We start from the raw sequence: 20,136 nt of genomic DNA on the forward strand, positions 1-20,136 counted from the left end.
TTAACCTTCGCAAGGTACTACCGTGATAGAAGGACGCTCGCCCTCACCACCAGAGTTTACATATGAAAGGGAGCACGCTTCACCTGGATCAGGCGCCTCTTCATAATCGCCAGTATAGTAAATAGTTACTGTATCTGTTTCGTTCGAGACAGCTGCATAATCGCTATCTGCGCCCAAATCCACTTCAATGATCGCTGTCAAATTGGCTACATCACTTGCATCGGGATAACCATAAACAACGTCGAGCGTAGTACCATCAACGGTTACAGAGGAATCAGCGCTTCCGGCAGCGTCTTGAATCAGCGCTTTACCGTAAACGATAGATGATGCCGACTCTATTGATCCAGCGATCCCTTGTAAAACAGAATCACGTGCATCGTCTTGAAGGTTCAAAAACTTAGGTGCTGCGGTTACCGCTAGGATACCCAGCAATACAATAACAATGATTAACTCGATTAGGGTAAAACCCTGTTGCTTTGATACTTTTTGCATAATCAAACTTCCTGAGTATTAATTAAAAAACAGTAACCTGGCCAGTGGCTGGGTTGTAAGTGAAACCGTCAAACGAGGTACCGTCAGGCGTGCCGTCTGCTGGTGCTGAAGTATTAGGTAAACCCATAGACTCAACTAAGTAGTAAACACAAAGCGTGTTTGCACCAGAGTCATCTGAACGTACCGCGTATCTGAAATCGGCAACAACCGTATCGTTTGTCGATGTGGTATTGGTAGGTGCCGACTGTAGAATTAGGTCGAACGTGTTTTTACACTCGGTATTGTTAACCGTAGAAATAAGCGTATTACCAGTAGAGCTGCCGGTCGGGTAGCCAATGGTACCGTCAACGCCCACTGGCGTTTGGTCGTAAGTAACTACTGTGCCATTGCCGTTCCCGTTGTTGCCACTTGGGCGACCTTCCACTTCCCATTGTGCGCGCACAAGACCTACAGCGGCGGCAAAGCCCCCTGCTACACCCTCTACACTGGCTTCTCGAGCTTCATCGGTAACATCGATAAAACGCGGTAGTGCCGTAGCCGCAAGCAAGCCTAAAATAATTACAACAATGATAAGCTCTATTAGCGTAAAGCCTTGCTGTCTCGTGTTCATAGCATCTCCTAGATTACAAATAAGCGCATAACTCCGACGCTTAGTTAACTTTTTCTTTCTCTTACAACGCCGCTACCAGCGTTATACTCAAACCAAACTTTGTCTTGAATAAAGAATGCACACTGCAAATATCCGTTTGCGTATTCATCGCTTACCGATATTTTTGACGACACATCGAATTCTCTTAATGTCGCTAATGTAAACAGGTATTCACACGCATTTCCTTGGCCCGGTTCGAGCCCTTCAGGCCAACCCTTTGTATTTACGAATAACTCTGCAGCCACTTCTTTTTGCTGTTTTATGCCGCCGCTGGCATCAAAGTCAATTTCGTAAATCAAAACCTTTGATTGCTTGGTCTTTATCCACTGGGCCCTTGCCAACATAACAACCCGTTGAAACTGAGCCACTGCGTTTTCTTTGTTAACTTTTTCAGCTTCTTTTATTACTGGTGTTGCGTGATAAACATACGTAGCAGTCACAACAGCAAGCACCAAACCAATCACAATAAAGTTAAATAACCCTGCTCTAGTACTAGCCACGCTTTACCCCATTAAAAAGGCGCGAAACTCTTACCCGCCTTTCACCGCCGACATCATGTTCCACATTGGCGTAAAGATGCCAAGCGCCAGTATTAATACCATTACCGCTACAAAACCTATCAAGATGGGCTCAATCTTGGCGGTTAAGCTCTTGAGATCGAAGTCGACTTCACGTTCATAATAATCTGCGCTTTCTTCTAAAAGCGGCTCTAGCCGACCGGTTTCCTCACCTACAGCTATCATCTGTAGTACAAGTGTAGAAAACAGTTCGCTATTTTTCGAAACTCTCAGCAAACTTTCGCCTTTTTCTATGCCTTGGCGCATCTCTTTGATGCGCATTTGCATATGAGCGTTATCTACAGCATCCGCTGTTAGTGACAAACCCGCCGTTAACGGCACACCTGCCCGCAGAATCATAGAAAAGCTACGGCTATATCTTGCTAATAATGATCGCTCAATAATGCTGCCTACAACAGGCAACTTTAGTTTAAATTTGTCCCATTTAAGTCGTCCATTAGTCGAATTAACGTATTGTATAGCCGAAAAAAGTGTTCCAATTAATACAATTAAAATTAACCACCAGTAGTTTACAAAGAAGTTCGAAGTACCTATTAACACGCGTGTCATTATGGGAAGCTCGGTGTCGAACCGCTCGAACATTTGTGTGAAAACGGGTACAACGAAAAGATTCAATATAAACATAGCAATAGCGAGCGCTATCAATACGAAAGTGGGGTATCGCAATGCCGATTTAATACGCTTTCGCGTTTCCTGTTCCCGTTCGAAATAGAGGGCTAACTGCAGGAAAACATCGTCTAGCTTACCGGTATTTTCACCTACTACGACAACAGAAATGGTTAACCGCGTGAAGACTTTTTCATACTTTGTCATGGCCGAAGATAAGCTTCTGCCTTGCTCAAGCTGATCAGCGATGTCCTTTAAAATTTCTTGGAAACGCTTATGTGAGGCGTTTTCACTTAGCCCTTTAATTGCCCGAATAATCGGAATACCCGCTTTAAGAAGCGAGTACATTTGGCGAGAAAAGATGATCATCTCATCTAGTCCGACTTTAGGTTCGAATAGATGCCCTATGTCTAAACCACCGCCTGCTTTTGCTGCCTTTTTAGTTTCTTCTATCGAAATAGGCACTATGTTTTTAGACAACAAAGCCTGCGCCGCTGCTTGCGCAGACGCAGCCTCAATAATGCCTTTTTGAGGGCCACCTTGAGCCGATTTACCCGCATAACTAAATTGAGGCATTAGTGGTTCACCACCTCAGGCACAAATTCAGCCACCTTAAAGACCTCATCTAACGAGGTTTTACCTTCTGCGGCATAATCTAGTGCCATATGTGAAAGGGGCACAAAGTCTTTGTTGGCCTTTGTCGCATCAACAAAACCTTGAGTATTGTCGTCGCGCAGGGCCTCCATCATGTCTTCATTCATTTCTAAAAATTCGAAAACACCAATACGCCCCTTGTAGCCTGTATGGTTACAGCTATTACAGCCTCTACCTTTACAAAATGTCGCACTTGCTAGCTCTGGCTTTAAGAAGCCTACCCATGCTTGCTCTTGCGCACTGGGCGCTCGCTCCTCTTTACAATTTTCACATAAGCGACGTACTAAGCGCTGCGCCAATACTCCACGCAATGAGGTAGCAACTAGATAAGGCGCTGCGCCCATATCGATAAGGCGTATGGCACTGGTTACAGAGTCATTAGTGTGAAGCGTGCTTAATACCAAGTGGCCTGTTAGTGCGCCTCTAAGCCCTATTTCTACGGTTTCTTGATCGCGCATCTCCCCCACCATGATAATGTCAGGGTCTTGTCGAAGCGTGGTACGCAAAATTGACGCGAAATCTAGGCCAATTTTTGAGTTCACTTGTACTTGGTTTATACGAGGCAAGCGATATTCAATGGGGTCTTCAGCGGTAATGATTTTCAAGTCGGGTTTATTGAGCTCGCTTAGCGCGCCGTACAAGGTTGTGGTTTTACCCGAACCTGTCGGCCCAGTAACCAATATCATGCCGTGGGGTCGGTTTATTGCTGCGCGAAATTTCTCGGCCATTGCATCCGGCATCCCCGTCTGATCTAACGTCAAAAGACCCGCGGATTGATCTAGCAAACGCATCACCACCGCTTCACCGTTAGCGACAGGCATGGTGGAAACACGCACATCAAGGGTGTGACCCTTCACTTTAATATTGAAACGCCCATCTTGAGGAATGCGCTTTTCTGAAATGTCCAAACCTGACATTAGCTTTAGCCTAAGTACCAATGCCGACGCAATTTTAACCTGGCCTAGCGTATTTTCCTGCAGCACGCCGTCAACACGCTGCCTTATGCGCAGAATATTTTCATCTGGCTCAATATGAATATCAGATGCACGCACCTGTACTGCATCTTCAAAAATAGAGTGAAGCAGCTTTACTACTGTGGCATCGGAAGTGGTATCGTCTAAGGCAGAGAGTTCAAAGTCGGCTTCATCGGCGTATTCTTCGCCTAACTTTTCTGCAAATGACGCAATATCCTGAGTACGACGATAAACTGAATCAAACGCTTCTAACATTTGATTCTCTTGTACTATTGCCAGTTCAATATTACGCGGCGCCACTAGCGGCCCAAGCTGATCAAGACCGCCTAAGTCGGTGGGGTCGCTCATACCTAGCAGCACTTCATCGTCGTCAGCTTCGAGTACTAGTGCGCGATAACGTCTTGCATAGGTTTCTGGGATAAGTTGTGCTTGCTCTGGATCTATTCGACGCTGTGTAATATCTAAAAAAGGAATATTGAGCTGCTGGGCAAGAAAGCGAAGAAGTTGCGGTTCGCTGATAAACCCTAAGCCAATAAGCGTATCACCAAGTTTTCGCCCGGATGACCGCTGTGCCGATAGCGCATTATCAAGCTGCTCGCTGGTAATAATATTTTCGTGAACTAATAAATCGCCGAGGCGCATCTTTAATCGAGGACGCATTAAGGTTGCTCCTGTAAATCGGTTAGGCGGGCACTAGCATATTGCGATGATGTAGAAGAGAGGCCACCAATCGCAAGGGCTCTGGAATATGAAGATATGGCTAAACGCTTGTCAGACAGTGCGTCGTAATTAACCCCCAGTGCCAACCACCATTTTGCATTATTCGGTTGTAGCGAGGCCATGGCGCTAAACGCCGAGATAGCTTGTTCTGGTTTATTGATTGTCTGTGCAGAGGTCCCTTTTAGTATCAGATAATCGATACGCTTTTCAGCCAGTGCTTTCGCATCTAAGCTATCTGGCATAAGGTTCAGAGCTTCTTCAAAGCGACTTTCTTGAACCAGAATCTTAGCCATGAGTTCGCGCCACACTAACGCCTCTGGTGATATTACAACGCCTTCTGAAAGTACCTGTAACGCTTGTAGGTTGTTATTTTGACCAAAATAAAGCGCGGCCAACTGTTTGCGAGCCTCGGTGTTTTGCGGGTAGGTAGATAGTGCAAGAGTAAAGCTTTTTTGAGCGTCGTCGAAAATACCAAAATTATAAGCTTTAAGCCCTGCCTCTAAATGAACGGCGCTTTGTTGCTCTGGCGATTTAGGCGTAACGTCAATCGCTGGCTCACGTGAAATAATGCTATCTGGTTTAGGCGAGCTTAATTCACCAGTTGTTTTAACGTTTGTTCCAGGGTTTGTCCTGCTTGCCGTTTGTATGTTTGCTTTTTCTTGGGTTAAGCCTGAGGCTTTCACTACCGCCGAGCCGGTTTCTTCAGTCTCTTCTGATACGTTTGCGGCTGATAGGGTTTCGTCTTTAACTTCGGCTGCCTGTTTATCTGTCTTTTTATCTGGCTTTTGATCTGATTGGGCATCCGAGTTTGAGCTTGAAGCATTAGCAACTTGCGTACGTTGCCTATATTCTGCCTCGTCATCGACTACCGTTTCATCAATACTGTTAAATACAATCTCAGCCACGTCTGACGGCGTATTTTGGTATGCCAAATCTTGCTCGGATAACGGTGTAGACTTCATGCCCTCTAACTGTTGTTCGGCACTATCGACACCTTGCTTGGAAGTACTTTCACTGTCCGTTTGGATGGGCTTATTTTCCATTGAGCTTGCTGCTGTATTCTGTACATCGTCTTTTGCAACAATGTCAGCGCTACCTGTATGACCAACACTCTTGTTATCCCCAAGCTCAGTCATACTACTCAACATCAACCATATAACTAGACCTAGTACAATGAGCGCAATCAGCACCTTAGGCCAAAGCGAACGATTTTCGACGTGCACCGTAGGCGGCAAGCCAAAATCTTCATTCTGGTTTCGCTCATCTAACGATTTTAAGGTGTCATTTAAAATGCTCATAAGCCCTGCGCCCCGTAAAGGTAAAGCGCACTTGCTACAGCAACCGCAGCTATGGAAAAAATAACAATGCTTTGTCTAGGAACAAGCCTTCGCTTGCAGTCATCAGTATCAAACACTGCATTTATCGTATGTTGCCAAGTCGCAGCGCTTTTACCCTGGCCGTAAGCGCGAAGAAGAATTTTGTGGCAAACAATATTAACCAACCGTGGCGTTCCTCGGGTGACTAATGCGATAAAAGCCCGTAAACCTTTAGAAATTAACTGCTCGCTGCCGCCGGCCGTTGTTAGTCTGTGGCCTATGTAATATTCCACTTCTGCCGACGTCATTGTGCGCAGCGTGTACGAAAAGCTGATGCGCTGACGAATTTGCCTAACCTTGGGGTTTGACAGGTTAGCGTCAAGCTCTGGCTGGCCGAATAAAACGATTTGAAGCAGCTTACTTTTCTCAGTTTCTAAGTTGCTAAATAAGCGCAGCATCTCAAGTGCATCCCAGCTTAACGATTGCGCTTCATCGATAATCAGTACCGCTTGCCGCCCCTCTTGTTTAAGTGCTAAAAGCCTTGACTCGATGGCACTGTGTAACCCTTGAGAAGCTTCGTTTTTACATATATCAATACCTAATTCATTGGCGAATGCTATACGCAACTCGTCAGGGCTTAGGTATGGATTCGGTAAGTAACAGGCTACAAATTTGTCCGAAAGGTGATTTATCAATTTGCGGCACAACAGGGTTTTACCTGTACCTACTTCACCGGTCACTTTAATAAAGCCTTCAGACATACTTAACGCAGACAAAATGACTTTTAACGCTTCATTGTGCGGCGCCAGTGCACAAAAGAAATCCGTGTTCGGCGTAAGCGAAAACGGCATTTCTGTGAAATGATAAAAGCCTTGGTACATAATTAGTTTCTATACCATTGATCAAGTAATGACTGAGTGCGAAGGCGCTGCTTTTCCCACGTATCTGGCTGTACCACAGAAGGGCGAATGAGAATAACCAATTCGCGCTTGCTCTGGGTTTTCGCTTTGTTTTTAAACGCGTTACCGATAATAGGGATATCACCTAACAGCGGTGTTTTGGATTCTTGCTCGCTGGTAACCGTTTCCATTAAACCGCCTATCACCACAATTTCACCGTCGCGAGCGCGGATCACGGTGTCAGATTCACGAATATTGCTTTGTGCTAGCGGTAACAAAATTTGTTGGTCACCTACTTGGATAACCTTTGTCTGTTCCGCCGTTTCTGTTACTGAAGGGTGAACATGCAGTATTACAGAGCCACTTCTGTCTATTTGCGGTGTTACGTCCAGCGCGATACCAGAAAAGAAAGGAGTAAGTTCGATGTCATTCTCGTTCTCTGTGCTTGTTGTGCTTTGATCTTCACTGGTCGACACATCGGTAACAAAGTACTCGTCTTGCCCTACTTTAATAACGGCCTTTTGGTTGTTAGTTACCGTAACGCGAGGGTTACTTAGCATTTGCACGTCACCCTGGGTTTGAAGCATATTGATAACACCATCAAAGTCGCCGCGAGAAATACGAAGCGTTGATACTCCACCGATATCGGTAGAAATAGTATTGCCAATTGCATTTACTGCATTAATAGCTGGGTCGATTCCCGCTGCAGTGTTTGCTGCAAAATTAGAAGCAAGCGCCCCGCCGCTAAACCCAAAATTGAGGCTCCCCGTTAAGCCGCTTGCTATACGGTCCCATCTAACGCCTTGTTGGTAACCATCATTTAGCGTGACTTCAATAATGCGAGCTTCTAGAACTACCTGACGTTGCAGGCTTTCTTGGCTTTGATTTAGAAAATCTTTCACCACGGCAATTTCGCTTGGTAGCGCGCGCACCGTTACCAAGCCCGCTTGCGGCGAGACCACAACCTGACGGCCTTCTGTGGGCGATACTAATACCTTCAAAGCCTCTTTTAAGTCACTCCAAAAATCGTTTTCACTGGTGGTTTGAATGTTTGAGCCATTAAGCTGTTGGATATTGTTGCCGCCAAGACCACCTTGGCCACCAAAACCGCCTTGCCCCCCCAGAGCGTTACCGCTGATGTTATTGTTGCCGTTAATACCGCCGTTGTTACCGCCATTATTTTGGTCCTGCTCGCTAACACCGCCCGCAATTACGCTTACGTTCGATACACCAAAACGCTTGATCATTAGGAAGTTAACCGGGATAGATTCTGTCTTTAACTGCGACGGCATCACCTGGATGACTTTGCCTTCTAAAAATACATCCAGCGGATACATTCTAGAAATAATCGTAAGCACATCATCAAGGGCTACGTCTTTAAGGGTTAGGCTGATTTGACCTGAGACCGCTGGATGCACAGCCACACTATATGGCGTATCTTCCACTAGCGCATCGAAGAAAGGGCGAACATCTACATTATTGGCCGATACGGCAAATAGCTTCTGAGACGTAGGAGCTGGTAGCGACTGATAGCGAGCTACTTCTGACAGCAGTTCTTGGTTTAACTGCGGTGGAGGAGCTGGTTTGGTCGCAGGTACATTTTGGGAACGATTGAGTTCATCGCGAATATGCGGTTTCACTTCCTCGCCAACACCATAGGTTTGACAACCCGCGATAACAAACGCCGCAGCTAGCATCAGTGCGTTAGAAATAAGGCTATTTTTTAATTTCATATGCATACATTCTTAGTATTTTCTGCTGACGACCGTCAGTTATAATCACGTGTTTAGGGGTTATTTTGGACACAGTAAATTCATTCAGCGTGTCGCCCTCTCGATAAGACTTGCCAGATATGATCGCGCTGTAACCGGAACTGCGTTTAAAAATTGACTGCAGTGCCAATTCTCCATCTAAAAAGTTGCTTTCGCTTGCACTCGCCCCTTTGAACTGGGCAGGTTTGGTTGGGTCTACCGCGGCTATTGCGGGCTTAAGAACACTACCTACTACCAACAAACTAAATATGAAGCATTTCATTTTCTTCACCTAGCCTCCCTAAAGCGAAATGAAGGTAGCGTTATTGCTTACTGTCGCTAACCCCAGTGTCAGTGATGCACTGGGGTATTCGTCGACGTTATAAGCGAAGTCCGTCACAATGACTTTTTCTGGTGCCGCTTGTAGACGCGCTAGATAACTGCGTAAGTCGAAGTAACTACCCTCAATCACTAAACGCATATTGTGACGATAGAATGATGTACTTTGCGTTTCACCTTCACCAAAACGAAGGGTTTGAGTAGGTTCTACGTTAAAGTTAACCAAGCTCACATTGTTTTCTTCATTTAATAGCGTCATTAACAACTCAGGCATTCTGTCTGCAGCCACGAAACCTTCATTCAACGACAGCAGTGCATTGTCGACATCCAACAACGCTTTTCTTGCGCTATCCAGTTCCTGTTGCATACGCTGGGTGTAGTCAACGGTTAGTGCTTGTTGAATCGCGTCGCGTTGAATAACCAGTGCTTTGTATTCACTTTCTTTTCGAGTAAGGGTTTTATCTGCACCAGACATGCCATCTAGCGCAGGCGATATGCCGAACCAGAAAAACAAGTAAACAATAAGACCAAAGCTCACCCACAAGATAAGCTGCTTTTCTCTCTTTTCTAAAGCAGAGAACTTATCAGAGAGCTGTTGATACTGATTCATCAGCTTCCCCTTCAAAATCGGTTGATAGTAAAAATTGCTTCACGCTTTCATCCCCGTCCACTTCGTCAAACTTCACTGACGAGAATGACTTGCCTTGGAAGAAAGGTGACTGCTGCAATTTTTTAAGCCAGACAGGTATCGACGACGGTGCTATCGTTTGCCCCGACAGACGAATTTTCTGGGTGTCTATATTGATGCTAGTAAGCCAAAGGTTTTGGTTGTGATAATCAGCTAAATCGTCCATCACTTCGCCATACTTGGTTGCGTCAAAAGACAGCTCTCCACTTTCTAAATAGGCAAGCAACTGCTTTCTGTTTTGAATCTTGGCATTCACTTGCTCAAGCTGCTGTTGCAGCGTTTTGGTATCTCGTTTTTTCTCTAGCGCGTCATTAAGCGCTTTAATTTCGTTATTAATTTGAGTAGTTAACGCCGTTTGCTGCTGTATTTTTTCTTGCTTCGCGGTTAAAAGCACGTTTAAAGCAACAACAGCAATAAGCATTACGCCAAACGCTAAGCCGTTAACCCACAACACTTTTGATAAAGGTAAGCGCTCTTTTTTCGGCTTAAGAGACGGATGGTAAAGATTTATGGAACGTTTCACTGTGCATCCCTCGCGGCAACAAGCGCACTTGCCAAAGCAAAGTGACAAGTGGAGTCGACAACGTCAGCTAAATCAAGCTGCGGAACAAGTACATTCATTGCCGCAGGCTGGAAGGGCTTTAAACGTTCTATGACAGGTTCGCAATCGAACTGTGTTCTAAATAAGATCTCTTTAAGCGGCGGTTGTTTTAACTGTGATTCATAGAAATCCATTGAACGTTGGATTTCTAGACCGAGCATATCACTTAACTGTGCTAAGTCTTGTTGCGCATTGGCTTTGTTCACAAAGCCTCGTAAACGTCGTGATAACCAAATTGCACGAGAACGTACAATCATTAGAAACGGTTCGCTATTGGGCTCTTGAATAATCAGTAATCGGGCGTAATCATCGTCTGGCACCATTTCTGTCGCCAAGACTTCTTTGGCATGAATATGGGTAAGCTTAACGTTTTTCGCTTTTTCCATACTTTGCACTAAAGCAGAAAGTGGCGACTTTTCGGCGGCAAATACATCAATTTTCTTTCCGCCAGTTCTTGTTTGTACCGGGTAATCAACATAGTCCAAGACAATATTGTCTGAGTCAAAAGGTACAAGTTCACCTAGCGTCCAAGGCAATGCGGTAGTGATATCCTCATCTGGTAAATCAGGCTTTTCTACCTGCACCATGTGATACATATCTTGCGAAAGCACAACAGACACCCGACACCCTTCTTTTTCAAAATCACGCAACGCGTTGCAAACTTGCTTTTCGAAAGGTTGGCGATTGTCAAAAGGAACAGAGGTTACAGAACTTAGAACATAGCCACTGTCGCCATGACTAATAGCGGTAATATGCAGTTCTTTCGCACTCACAGAAACACCTACTGTGGGCGATGCAACGTTCTTTTGAGATGAGAATAAGCCAGATAGCATATGTCTACTTAATTCGTTAGTGTCGAGTATTATCTTGTTATCAACAATACCTTAAGGTGCCAGATTGTGACATGGCGCTAACTCAAAAGTAGACTAATTATCTAAATAGAACAAATACCTACATAGGGGAAAATTTATATTAATATGTATGGATATGAAGACCTTATTAGTCTTTCAAAGGCATAAGTGAACCACTTGCTGGGTAATAGTCGAAGTAAGTTCCTTTACTTAAGCTGTAGCGGCACCAATAGTTGTCTTCATCGACATCTAACTCTGCGTAATACCTCGCGTGAATTTTAAAGCCATCCACGCGAAGCGGAGATGCAACTACTGATTGCCAAATTTTCTCACATCCCACATCAGACAAATCCGCTGTTGGCCACCCATTGTGATTCATACGTACTGGCGTTCGGTTTATTTCTCTGCCTGAGTCGTCATAGTGTATAAGCATGATCATTGTGGTAGGTTGACGGACTCGCCATTGCCAATGAGAAGAAACAACGTGACGTTTAAACGTATCGAACTGGCCTGTTAGCGCCTTTACCGTTGTATCTTCTTCACCGATGTGAAAAAAGTTTATTGCCAGGCCCAATGAAATGGCAAAAACCAATGCAATCGATGCTTTTATAAGGTTTTTAGTAGTATCTGAATCTTTTTTGTTGTTATTCATTCGTGCTTCCTCAGCCTAAACTGAAGTAATAAATCTCTATTTAGGGCCGGCTTTCTTCGCTGCATACATTACATTAAGTTGATATAACAACCAACAGGTGCCCTGCAACATCACTACGTTATCGGCATTTGAAAGGAAAATTAAAGTGTCTTAAAAGAATAGGTTAAACCCAACTAAAACGTAGGAGCTTATAACCCGTAATGATAGGGTTGTGTTAGCCTAACTTTTACAAACTACCTTTTGCAAAATTGTTACTCCCCAGAAATCGCTATCTTTCTCTTTTAGCTGCCAGCCTTTTTTTATCAATGCTTTTCGCGTGAAGTAGTTCGTCATACCATGTCCGAATAATACAACTCGAGGGTGATTACTGCTTATATCATCAATATGCGTGGCAAGTTTTTCCACCCTTTGCTTTGCAAATTTGAAACTTTCGAAGCGGCCTTTAGTTCCCATAAACCAAAGGGCTCTACTTAACAAAACCCAGTGCCAACTACGTAAAGTGAAAGGCAGCTTATAATAGGGAATATCCATTTCCTTTAGATATGGTAGCTCTTCATCTATTGAAGTTACGCCATAGTGAGCCGCGGTTAGCTTTGCTCTTAAAAGCGGACTCACAGCAATATAGCTATTGTTAAGATGCGTTATTTGTTTTGGTTGACTGGCGGGATCTAAGGGAGACTTATTGTAATTACGCACCCAGTTTGCATACTCTGCTGCGTTCACTTTTTCGTTGTGAGCAGAAAGTGGCTTCCCATGGCGAATAAAAACCACTTCTTTTGGCTTACTGTTGCTTAAAACATCCCTGTTCATTGTTACTTCACTTAATTCGAATTTGCGATTCTACAGGCCGCTAAAATTTGCCAATGCGCTAAATTTTTTTAGACCTGTTACTAACATGGCTTCATAGTTGCCAAATTTAATAACAGACTCAAAGTCACGATACTAGGCGCTAGCTAATACCGGATCGGCAGTTTGCCTATCATTAGCAGACAAATTCACTTTCTGATCGATATATTGGGACAGCGCTACTTGCTGTTCTTCACTTAAACGCAATCCATGCTTAGTTCTGCGCCAAATTACATCTTCCAGCGTACATGCCCACTCACTCTCAATTAAATAGTCTACTTCTGCGCGATACATGCCTGCGCCAAAGTCTTCTCCCATCTCAGCAATTGACAATTTTCCTTTTAAAAATCTGTAGCTTAAAAGGCCATATTGACGGGCATAACGTTGAGCAATATCTTTGTTCAACCACGGGAACTCACCAATTAACTTATTTACAAGCTCGTCTTGGCTTTCGAATGCGCCACCTGGTAAAGGAACATCTTTAGTCCATGCTTTCTTGGCTTTAGGGAAACATGTAGTCAGTTTGTCTACTGCATGCTCAGCTAATTTTCTGTAGGTCGTTATTTTCCCACCAAAAATATTGAGCAACACAGGCTTACCTGTCTCACCTTTTAGCTCAACTTTGTAGTCTCGTGTTAACTCTTGAGCAGAAGCATTCTTTTCTTCCAGTAAAGGTCTTACGCCACTGTAAGAGTGAACAATATCGCTTAGGGTAATTTTTGATTTAAAGTATGTGTTTACCACGTCAATTAAGTATTCGGTTTCTTCATCCGATATAGCAGCATCTGATGGATTGCCTTTGAAGTCTTCATCAGTAGTACCTACCAGAGAGAAATCTCCTTCATACGGAATAACAAAAACAATACGCCCGTCTTTGTTTTGCAGTATGTATGCTTCATCAGTATCGTAAAGTTTCGGCACAATGAAGTGGCTTCCTTTTACCATACGCATAGCATTTGGGTTGTTAACATTTACTAAACGATCTAAGAAGGATACCGCCCAAGGGCCTGCAGCATTGACAATAGACTTCGCTTTTACTGTAAACGTTTTCCCTTTTGCTGTTTTAAGCTCAACGCTCCACAGGTTGTCTAGCTTTTCAGCTTTCACACATTCAGTGCGGGTGTAAATTTGTGCGCCTTGATCTTGTGCGGCTAGTGCGTTCAATACCACTAAGCGTGCATCGTCTACCCACCCGTCAGAATATTCAAAACAGGTTGTAATACCGCTAACTAAAGGGCTTTCGCTGGTTGTGGACAGCTTACGTGAGCGAGGTAGCATGTTGCGTTTCGCCAGTGAATCGTAAAGGAACAAACCAATTCGAATCATCCACGCTGGGCGTAAATGCTTTTGATGCGGCAAGCGAAAGCGCAAGGGCCACATGATATGAGGGGCTTTTTGAAGCAATACTTCCCGTTCCGCCAATGCTTCTTTTACTAAACGGAACTCGTAATGTTCCAAATATCTGAGGCCGCCGTGAATGAGCTTGCTACTTGATGAAGATGTAGCGCCAGCAAGGTCACCTTTTTCACATAATGCTACTGAAAGCCCACGTCCTGCAGCGTCTAGCGCCACGCCAACACCGTTAACGCCGCCGCCAACAACTAAAACGTCGACTGTTTTTTCAGATTCATTGCTGTGACTCATAGTTTGCCCCTGCTCGTATTTACATTTTCTTTATCTAGTTGTTGGCTATTTGACAACCAAAAGGAAAACATGTCAACACAAAACGAACATTATCGAACATTAAAGAAAGTTAAATGAACCCAATTATGCGTTAACTTGCTGGTAATAATGCAAAGGAAGAATAAAGGGTTTAGCTAATCTATATACGCTGAGTCGCATATTTGTAAATACAACTAGACGAGTGAATCAATACAAAACCATGTGCAAGGAGCACTTGGCATCGCACAACATTATCGAATGATAAGGCTAGTCTAGAATTATGACAGATCTGTGATTGTGACGATAAGTCAGTAATACAGCTAATGGTTATGCTTTTACAAAAGTAATGTTATTTTCTTTTATAATTTTGCCTATGCTTGGCGGTGGTGTTTTGTCGCAAACTAAACAGTCGACTTGTGATATATGGCCCTGTTCAACCATGGCGCGGCGTTCAAATTTACTGTAGTCGGCAGCAAGGATGACGTGTTGAGTATGCTCTAAAATAGCTTGTGAAACTTTCACTTCTCTGAAGTCAAAGTCTAATAACGCGCCGTCTGAACTTATACCACTTATACCAATGATGCCGTAGTCCATTCGAAACTGACTAATAAAGTCACAGGTTGCTTCACCAATAATACCGCCGTCGCGATACCGTACTTCACCTGCGGCAATAATCACCGAGAAGTCTTCTTTAGCAGATAGGATTGTCGCTACATGAATGTTGTTTGTTACTACGTGTAGATTTTTATGATTTAGTAGCTTAGTAGCAATAAGTTCAGTCGTAGTACCAATATTGATAAACAAAGACGCACCATCGGGAATCATGGCCGCTACAGCTTCAGCAATTTTTTCTTTTACTTCACTGTTTTGCGTTTTACGTTCTTGATAAGGCGTGTTTTCCCAGCTTCGGTTTAAACCTGCGCCGCCGTGGTAGCGACTGACCACGCCATTCTCAGCAAGCTGATTTAAATCTCTTCGAATGGTTTGTGGCGTCACTTCACAAGCATTAACCAAATCATCAATAGACATAAAACCATGTTGCTTTATTAGCCCAACAATTTTTTCGTGTCTTTGCGTTTGGTTCATCACACATCCTCATAAATAAAAACGACAATAATTATACGTGCTTAATGACAAACTTCACGCGATAAAACGAAAATCAGATGTTCGTTTTCGAAAATATGGCATTGTTAAACACCTGTAAATGATGCAAACTCTATGAAAATTATCTTCAGGAGTGACCTTATGGGACAACATATTCTTGCCATTGACCAAGGCACAACAAGCTCTCGCAGCATTATTTTCTCTGCAAAAGGCAGTATTGAAGCCATCGCTCAACAGGAGTTTTCTCAAAAGTACCCTAAAGATGGCTGGGTTGAACACGACCCGGAAGAAATTTGGGAAAGCGTTGTCGCTACCCTGAAGGAAGTTTTTAACAAATGTAATATAACCCCGTCTGACGTCGCCGCTATTGGTATCACGAATCAGCGCGAAACCACGCTAGTTTGGGATAAGCAATCAGGAAAGCCTGTTTACCCTGCAATAGTTTGGCAAGACAGACGCACAGCACAATACTGCAGAGATTTTAGCGAAGACGAAGAATTCGTTTCGTACATAACAGAGTCAACAGGGCTTTTACTTGACCCTTACTTCTCAGCAACGAAAGTCGCATGGATACTAGATAACGTCGAAGGCGCCCGAGAGAAGGCAGAAAACGGCAAGCTTCTGTTTGGTACCGTGGATACGTATTTGATTTGGCGCTTAACGGGCGGTGAATCACATAAAACTGATGCCACCAATGCGTCTAGAACCATGTTGTTCGATATTCATAACCAGTGTTGGGATGAAAAGCTTCTTGATAAATTTAACATTCCAGCTTCAATGCTGCCTGAAGTTATGGACTGTGCCGCAGATTTTGGGGTAATTAAAGAAGACATCATCGGAAAAGCTATTCCTATTCAGGGTGTAGCAGGCGATCAGCAAGCAGCACTTGTGGGCCAAGCGTGTTTTGAAAAAGGCATGGCAAAGAGTACGTACGGAACCGGATGCTTTATGATCCTTAACACCGGCGACGCCCCTCTTCAGTCAAAGAACCGCTTACTTACTACTGTAGGTTACCGACTAAATGGCAAAACCACCTATGCGTTAGAAGGCAGCATATTTATGGCTGGCGCTACTGTGCAATGGCTCCGTGATGGCCTAAAGCTTATTGACGACGCGGCAGAATCTGAAGCTCTAGCACAGCGCGCTAGAGAAGATAACGGTGTATTTTTAGTTCCCGCGTTTACCGGGTTAGGCGCGCCTTATTGGGATCCTGATGCTCGTGGCGCCATTTTAGGGCTTACCCGTGATACAGGGATAAGCGAGATCGTTGCAGCAGGCCTGCAATCGGTTTGCTACCAAACCAAGGACCTTCAAAAGGCAATGGAGAGCGACGGAGCACGCCCTACGAATATACGTGTAGACGGCGGTATGTCACGTAACGACTGGGTAATGGGCTTCTTATCAGACATTTTGGGGGCTGAAGTAGAACGCCCTGAAATTACCGAAACAACCGCGTTAGGCGCCGCCTTCCTTGCCGGATTACAAGCAGGTGTGTTTAACAGTATTGATGATCTAACCCAGTGCTGGAAGAGTGATAGCGTTTTCACCCCAAGACTATCGAAGCAGGAACGTGATCAAGCCTATGACGGTTGGAAAGCTGCTGTAGACCGTATCCGCTGTAGTTAATTTCTCCTTATTTTTCCTATTGTTAATAAAGTGCGGTTATATACCGCACTTTTTTTATACAAAAAAATTTTTATAACATTGTAATTACATTGTCATTTTGTGCTAGTATTGGATCCAAGGTAAACGTTTCACCTTTTACCTTGAAATAGAAACGCTATATTTTTCATAAAGTTACAAATAATAATCGAGAAAATATAACGTTAAATGTGTAAAAGTAATGTTAATAAGCTTGATCCGCACATACTAAAAACGTAATTTAAGTGCAAAGTACGTTAAAACGTAGCCTACTCACGGAGAAAACACAGTGACACATAAAATTAACACATCACAGTTAGGCCCAATTGCGAAACGCTCACTTTTAGGTGTTGCTATCGCCTCTGCCCTACACGCACCGGTAGCATTTTCTCAAGATGCTGACACTCAAAGTGTAAACGATGCACCTGTTGAAGTTATTGAAGTTCGCGGCATTGTAAGCAGCTTGAAAAGAGCAATGTCTGATAAGAAAGAAAACCTCGCTGTTTCAGACGGTATCGCAGCGGAAGATTTAGGTAAATTCCCAGATCTAAACGTTGCTGAATCACTTCAGCGTATCACTGGTGTTTCTATCGACCGTAATGGTGGTGAAGGCCAAAAAGTTACGGTACGTGGTTTCGGCCCACAGTTTAACACGGTACTTGTAAACGGTCGCCAACTCGCTACTGACGACGCTGGCCGTGCATTTAACTTCGACGTACTTGCTGCCGACCAAATTACTGGCGCAAGTATTTATAAAAGTGGCGTTGCCAACCTTCAATCTGGCGGCATCGGCTCTACCATCAATGTATCGACTGCTCGTCCATTCGACTATGACGGTTTCCAAGCGGTAGGAAGCGTGAAAGGTGTGTATGAAACCCTTTCAGAAGAAACGTCTCCACAAGCCTCTTTCTTAGTTAGCAACACATTTGCTGACGATAAATTTGGCTTGCTACTTGCGGTATCTCATCAAGAGCGTCAGGTTCAAATTAACCGTATTCAAACAGCGGGCTGGCGTCCGGGCCTAACACTTTCTAACCGTGGCGATGGCGAAACGGCTGAGATTATTGCTACTGATGTTTATTTGCCTCGTAACTGGGACCAAGTTGTAGACCAGCAAGACAGAACTCGTACTAATGCATCGCTTGTTGCGCAGTTCGCGCCATCTGATGATGTAACCATTACCCTAGACGGTTTTATCTCGAAGTTTGAAGTTGATTCACAGGTTACTGACCTTGCATCATGGTTTGAACCAGACCGCGTAGGTTCTGCCACTATTTCTGAGTTTGGTACAGCTGTACAATTTACGCAGGAAATTGACTTACACCAAGGTAGCGGCAACCCAGCATCTGACTTCGTATCATCAACCCGTGGTGTACGTGACGTAACTAACAAAGGCTTCGGCTTAAATGTTGATTGGCAGGTAACTGACGCCCTTTCAGCAACTTTCGATGTATCAACATCTGAAGCTGAAAACGACGTTGCTGGCGAAGGTCGCTTTAACGTTGTAGGTATTATCAACAACTACGAGTTTGACAGCACAGGTGGTACACCTACTGTAATTCACGACGGTTTTGGCAATGGTCAGTTACCTGATATTTCGCTTAACCGCCTTCACTATAACGACTTAGGTAACGTTGTTGCGTCTGAAGACGAAGTAACAGAATACAAAGCTGACTTCACTTACCTTGCTGACTCTGACGTTTTCCGTAAAGTTGACTTCGGTATTTTGCGTTCAGAGCGTGAGAAGTTCGTTTTCCAAGAGTTTGCGTCACAATGTGTATTCTGTGGTTATGGCACAGAGGCGCCAATCGATGAACTGAACATTCGTCCGTTCACCGCGAACAACTTCTTCAGCGGTCTGATTGACACTTGGTACACGTATGATGGCGATGCATACCTCGACTACCTTGCTTCTCAAGGCGCACCAGTGGTACCAACGCTTCAGCCTAACTATTACAACATCGAAGAAGACGTAACCGCGCTTTACGCTAACTTCGAATTTGGTTATGACATCGGTGATATGCCGTTAACCATGAACTTTGGTGCTCGCTACGAAGAAACCAGTGTTTCAGTTTCTGCAGTACAAGCCCTTATCGCTGACGTTGTTCCTACTACTGACTTGACCTTGTTTTCAAATGTTTTCGCTCCATCAGAAAACATCACAGGTTCATCTTCATACGCAAACCTACTACCTAGCCTGAACGTTAAGTTAGAAGTACAAGAAGATATGATCGTGCGCTTCTCGCGCTACGACTCTTTGACACGCCCTACTATGTCTCAGATGTCGCCAGCGACTACTTTCAACGAGCCTCGCCGTCAAAACCTTCAGGCAAGCGGTGGTAACCCTGACCTTAAGCCATTTAGCGCTGAAAACTGGGATCTATCATTTGAGTGGTATTACAGCGATGACTCTGTGTTCTCGTTTGCAGTATTTAGCAAAGAAGTAGAAGACTTCATTGTTACGCTTTCTGGCGATGAAACTTATACCATGACGAATCGCCTTCCAAGTGACTATCGTTGTGCAGCGGATGACTGTGCGGTGGGCGTATCGCTTGACCCACAAGACCCTGATCGCGACGTAGTGGCGGACACAGAAGAGCTTAATGGTGCAAGCGAAGTTTACACTGTTACACGCCCTCAAAACGGCGAAACAGCAACAGTTAATGGTTATGAAGTAGCGATTACCCACGTATGGGATAACGGCTTTGGTGTAACCGCTAACGCTACTGTAGTAAACAGCGATGCGGAAGTATCTGGCGATACAACTCAGACGTTTGCGCTAGCAGGTCTTGGAGATTCACAAAACCTTATCGTGTTCTACGAGCGTGATGCGTTCCAGGCACGTGTAGCGTTTAACAACCGTGAGTCGTTCCTATTTGCACTAGATAACACTGAAGTTGGCGGCGCGACTGGCGAGCCAATTACGACTGAAACTTACGGTCAATGGGATGTAAGTGCAAGTTACGACATCAACGAACACCTTACGGTATTTGTTGAAGGTATCAACGTGACTGAAGAAGAGCTTACTCAAGTAGGTCGCTTCCCAGACCAAATTTACTCAATTGAAGACAATGGTGCTCGCTACTCTGTAGGTATCCGAGGCTCATTCTAAG

Annotated in this window: 18 protein-coding genes; 2 read left to right on the forward strand and 16 right to left on the reverse strand. The window is 44.3% G+C overall.

Going from position 1 to position 20,136, the window contains the following annotated elements; all coding sequences use genetic code 11:
• The 16 genes from ACYX4N_RS00370 to ACYX4N_RS00445 form a co-directional block, all read right to left on the reverse strand.
• Complete coding sequence (locus ACYX4N_RS00370; RefSeq protein ID WP_476055237.1) at positions 1-492, reverse strand: prepilin-type N-terminal cleavage/methylation domain-containing protein; 492 nt, start codon at positions 490-492, stop codon at positions 1-3.
• A 22-nt stretch (positions 493-514) separates the two neighbouring features.
• Positions 515-1,102: a prepilin-type N-terminal cleavage/methylation domain-containing protein gene (locus ACYX4N_RS00375; RefSeq protein WP_269917640.1), complete on the reverse strand. Its 588-nt coding sequence runs from the start codon at positions 1,100-1,102 to the stop codon at positions 515-517.
• Positions 1,103-1,146: 44 nt separating this feature from the next.
• Entirely contained in the window at positions 1,147-1,641 is a 495-nt protein-coding gene (locus tag ACYX4N_RS00380) for a hypothetical protein (RefSeq protein WP_476055238.1), read from the reverse strand.
• 30 nt (positions 1,642-1,671) lie between these two features.
• Positions 1,672-2,901, reverse strand: coding sequence for a type II secretion system F family protein (locus tag ACYX4N_RS00385; RefSeq protein ID WP_476055239.1), 1,230 nt, complete (start codon positions 2,899-2,901; stop codon positions 1,672-1,674).
• Positions 2,901-4,613 carry a GspE/PulE family protein gene (locus ACYX4N_RS00390; RefSeq protein WP_476055240.1) on the reverse strand — a complete coding sequence of 571 codons (1,713 nt, stop codon included), beginning with the start codon at positions 4,611-4,613 and terminating at the stop codon, positions 2,901-2,903. Before ACYX4N_RS00390 ends, ACYX4N_RS00385 begins: the two co-directional genes overlap by 1 nt.
• A complete protein-coding gene (locus tag ACYX4N_RS00395) occupies positions 4,613-5,971 on the reverse strand; it encodes a tetratricopeptide repeat protein (RefSeq protein ID WP_476055241.1) in 1,359 nt (452 codons plus the stop codon). Before ACYX4N_RS00395 ends, ACYX4N_RS00390 begins: the two co-directional genes overlap by 1 nt.
• Positions 5,968-6,870: an ExeA family protein gene (locus ACYX4N_RS00400; RefSeq protein ID WP_474802738.1), complete on the reverse strand. Its 903-nt coding sequence runs from the start codon at positions 6,868-6,870 to the stop codon at positions 5,968-5,970. The genes ACYX4N_RS00395 and ACYX4N_RS00400 overlap by 4 nt, the downstream gene beginning before the upstream one ends.
• 2 nt (positions 6,871-6,872) lie before the next feature.
• The gene (gene mshL, locus ACYX4N_RS00405; protein ID WP_476055242.1) at positions 6,873-8,621 is read right to left on the reverse strand and encodes a pilus (MSHA type) biogenesis protein MshL; all 1,749 of its coding nucleotides are present in this window, start codon (positions 8,619-8,621) and stop codon (positions 6,873-6,875) included.
• A complete protein-coding gene (locus tag ACYX4N_RS00410) occupies positions 8,605-8,922 on the reverse strand; it encodes an agglutinin biogenesis protein MshK (protein ID WP_476056402.1) in 318 nt (105 codons plus the stop codon). The genes mshL and ACYX4N_RS00410 overlap by 17 nt, the downstream gene beginning before the upstream one ends.
• 18 nt (positions 8,923-8,940) lie before the next feature.
• The gene (locus ACYX4N_RS00415) at positions 8,941-9,588 is read right to left on the reverse strand and encodes an agglutinin biogenesis protein MshJ (protein WP_476055243.1); all 648 of its coding nucleotides are present in this window, start codon (positions 9,586-9,588) and stop codon (positions 8,941-8,943) included.
• Complete coding sequence (locus ACYX4N_RS00420; protein WP_423078683.1) at positions 9,563-10,189, reverse strand: PilN domain-containing protein; 627 nt, start codon at positions 10,187-10,189, stop codon at positions 9,563-9,565. The genes ACYX4N_RS00415 and ACYX4N_RS00420 overlap by 26 nt, the downstream gene beginning before the upstream one ends.
• On the reverse strand, positions 10,186-11,100 hold the full coding sequence (locus tag ACYX4N_RS00425) for an agglutinin biogenesis protein MshI (RefSeq protein WP_476055244.1): 915 nt from the start codon (positions 11,098-11,100) through the stop codon (positions 10,186-10,188). Before ACYX4N_RS00425 ends, ACYX4N_RS00420 begins: the two co-directional genes overlap by 4 nt.
• Before the next feature lie 166 nt (positions 11,101-11,266).
• Positions 11,267-11,770, reverse strand: coding sequence for a hypothetical protein (locus tag ACYX4N_RS00430; RefSeq protein WP_476055245.1), 504 nt, complete (start codon positions 11,768-11,770; stop codon positions 11,267-11,269).
• Between the two features lie 219 nt (positions 11,771-11,989).
• Positions 11,990-12,541, reverse strand: coding sequence for a phosphoglycerate mutase family protein (locus ACYX4N_RS00435; protein WP_476055246.1), 552 nt, complete (start codon positions 12,539-12,541; stop codon positions 11,990-11,992).
• Between the two features lie 171 nt (positions 12,542-12,712).
• Positions 12,713-14,260 carry a glycerol-3-phosphate dehydrogenase gene (gene glpD / locus ACYX4N_RS00440; RefSeq protein WP_476055247.1) on the reverse strand — a complete coding sequence of 516 codons (1,548 nt, stop codon included), beginning with the start codon at positions 14,258-14,260 and terminating at the stop codon, positions 12,713-12,715.
• Between the two features lie 345 nt (positions 14,261-14,605).
• Positions 14,606-15,364 (reverse strand): DeoR/GlpR family transcriptional regulator, encoded by a 759-nt coding sequence (locus ACYX4N_RS00445; protein WP_474802760.1) that lies wholly within the window; start codon positions 15,362-15,364, stop codon positions 14,606-14,608.
• Positions 15,365-15,523: 159 nt separating this feature from the next.
• Between ACYX4N_RS00445 and glpK the strand changes: the two genes are divergently transcribed.
• Both glpK and ACYX4N_RS00455 read left to right on the forward strand, forming a co-directional pair.
• Positions 15,524-17,008, forward strand: a complete 1,485-nt coding sequence (gene glpK / locus ACYX4N_RS00450; RefSeq protein ID WP_476055248.1) for a glycerol kinase GlpK — start codon at positions 15,524-15,526, stop codon at positions 17,006-17,008.
• Positions 17,009-17,312: 304 nt separating this feature from the next.
• A complete protein-coding gene (locus ACYX4N_RS00455) occupies positions 17,313-20,135 on the forward strand; it encodes a TonB-dependent receptor (protein WP_474802766.1) in 2,823 nt (940 codons plus the stop codon).
• Position 20,136 lies beyond the last annotated feature (1 nt).

The sequence above is a fragment of the Alteromonas sp. ABH4_452 genome, assembly GCF_056311825.1.

Bases quoted from the DNA above. Each gene is read 5' to 3' on its own strand.
- ACYX4N_RS00390 (WP_476055240.1), bottom strand. From the start codon at position 4,613: ATGCGTCCTCGATTAAAGATGCGCCTCGGCGATTTATTAGTTCACGAA.
- ACYX4N_RS00375 (WP_269917640.1), bottom strand. From the start codon at position 1,102: ATGAACACGAGACAGCAAGGCTTTACGCTAATAGAGCTTATCATTGTT.
- ACYX4N_RS00395 (WP_476055241.1), bottom strand. From the start codon at position 5,971: ATGAGCATTTTAAATGACACCTTAAAATCGTTAGATGAGCGAAACCAG.
- ACYX4N_RS00445 (WP_474802760.1), bottom strand. From the start codon at position 15,364: ATGAACCAAACGCAAAGACACGAAAAAATTGTTGGGCTAATAAAGCAA.
- ACYX4N_RS00410 (WP_476056402.1), bottom strand. From the start codon at position 8,922: ATGAAATGCTTCATATTTAGTTTGTTGGTAGTAGGTAGTGTTCTTAAG.
- glpK (WP_476055248.1), top strand. From the start codon at position 15,524: ATGGGACAACATATTCTTGCCATTGACCAAGGCACAACAAGCTCTCGC.
- ACYX4N_RS00425 (WP_476055244.1), bottom strand. From the start codon at position 11,100: ATGCTATCTGGCTTATTCTCATCTCAAAAGAACGTTGCATCGCCCACA.
- ACYX4N_RS00385 (WP_476055239.1), bottom strand. From the start codon at position 2,901: ATGCCTCAATTTAGTTATGCGGGTAAATCGGCTCAAGGTGGCCCTCAA.
- ACYX4N_RS00430 (WP_476055245.1), bottom strand. From the start codon at position 11,770: ATGAATAACAACAAAAAAGATTCAGATACTACTAAAAACCTTATAAAA.
- mshL (WP_476055242.1), bottom strand. From the start codon at position 8,621: ATGAAATTAAAAAATAGCCTTATTTCTAACGCACTGATGCTAGCTGCG.
- ACYX4N_RS00400 (WP_474802738.1), bottom strand. From the start codon at position 6,870: ATGTACCAAGGCTTTTATCATTTCACAGAAATGCCGTTTTCGCTTACG.
- ACYX4N_RS00370 (WP_476055237.1), bottom strand. From the start codon at position 492: ATGCAAAAAGTATCAAAGCAACAGGGTTTTACCCTAATCGAGTTAATC.
- glpD (WP_476055247.1), bottom strand. From the start codon at position 14,260: ATGAGTCACAGCAATGAATCTGAAAAAACAGTCGACGTTTTAGTTGTT.
- ACYX4N_RS00415 (WP_476055243.1), bottom strand. From the start codon at position 9,588: ATGAATCAGTATCAACAGCTCTCTGATAAGTTCTCTGCTTTAGAAAAG.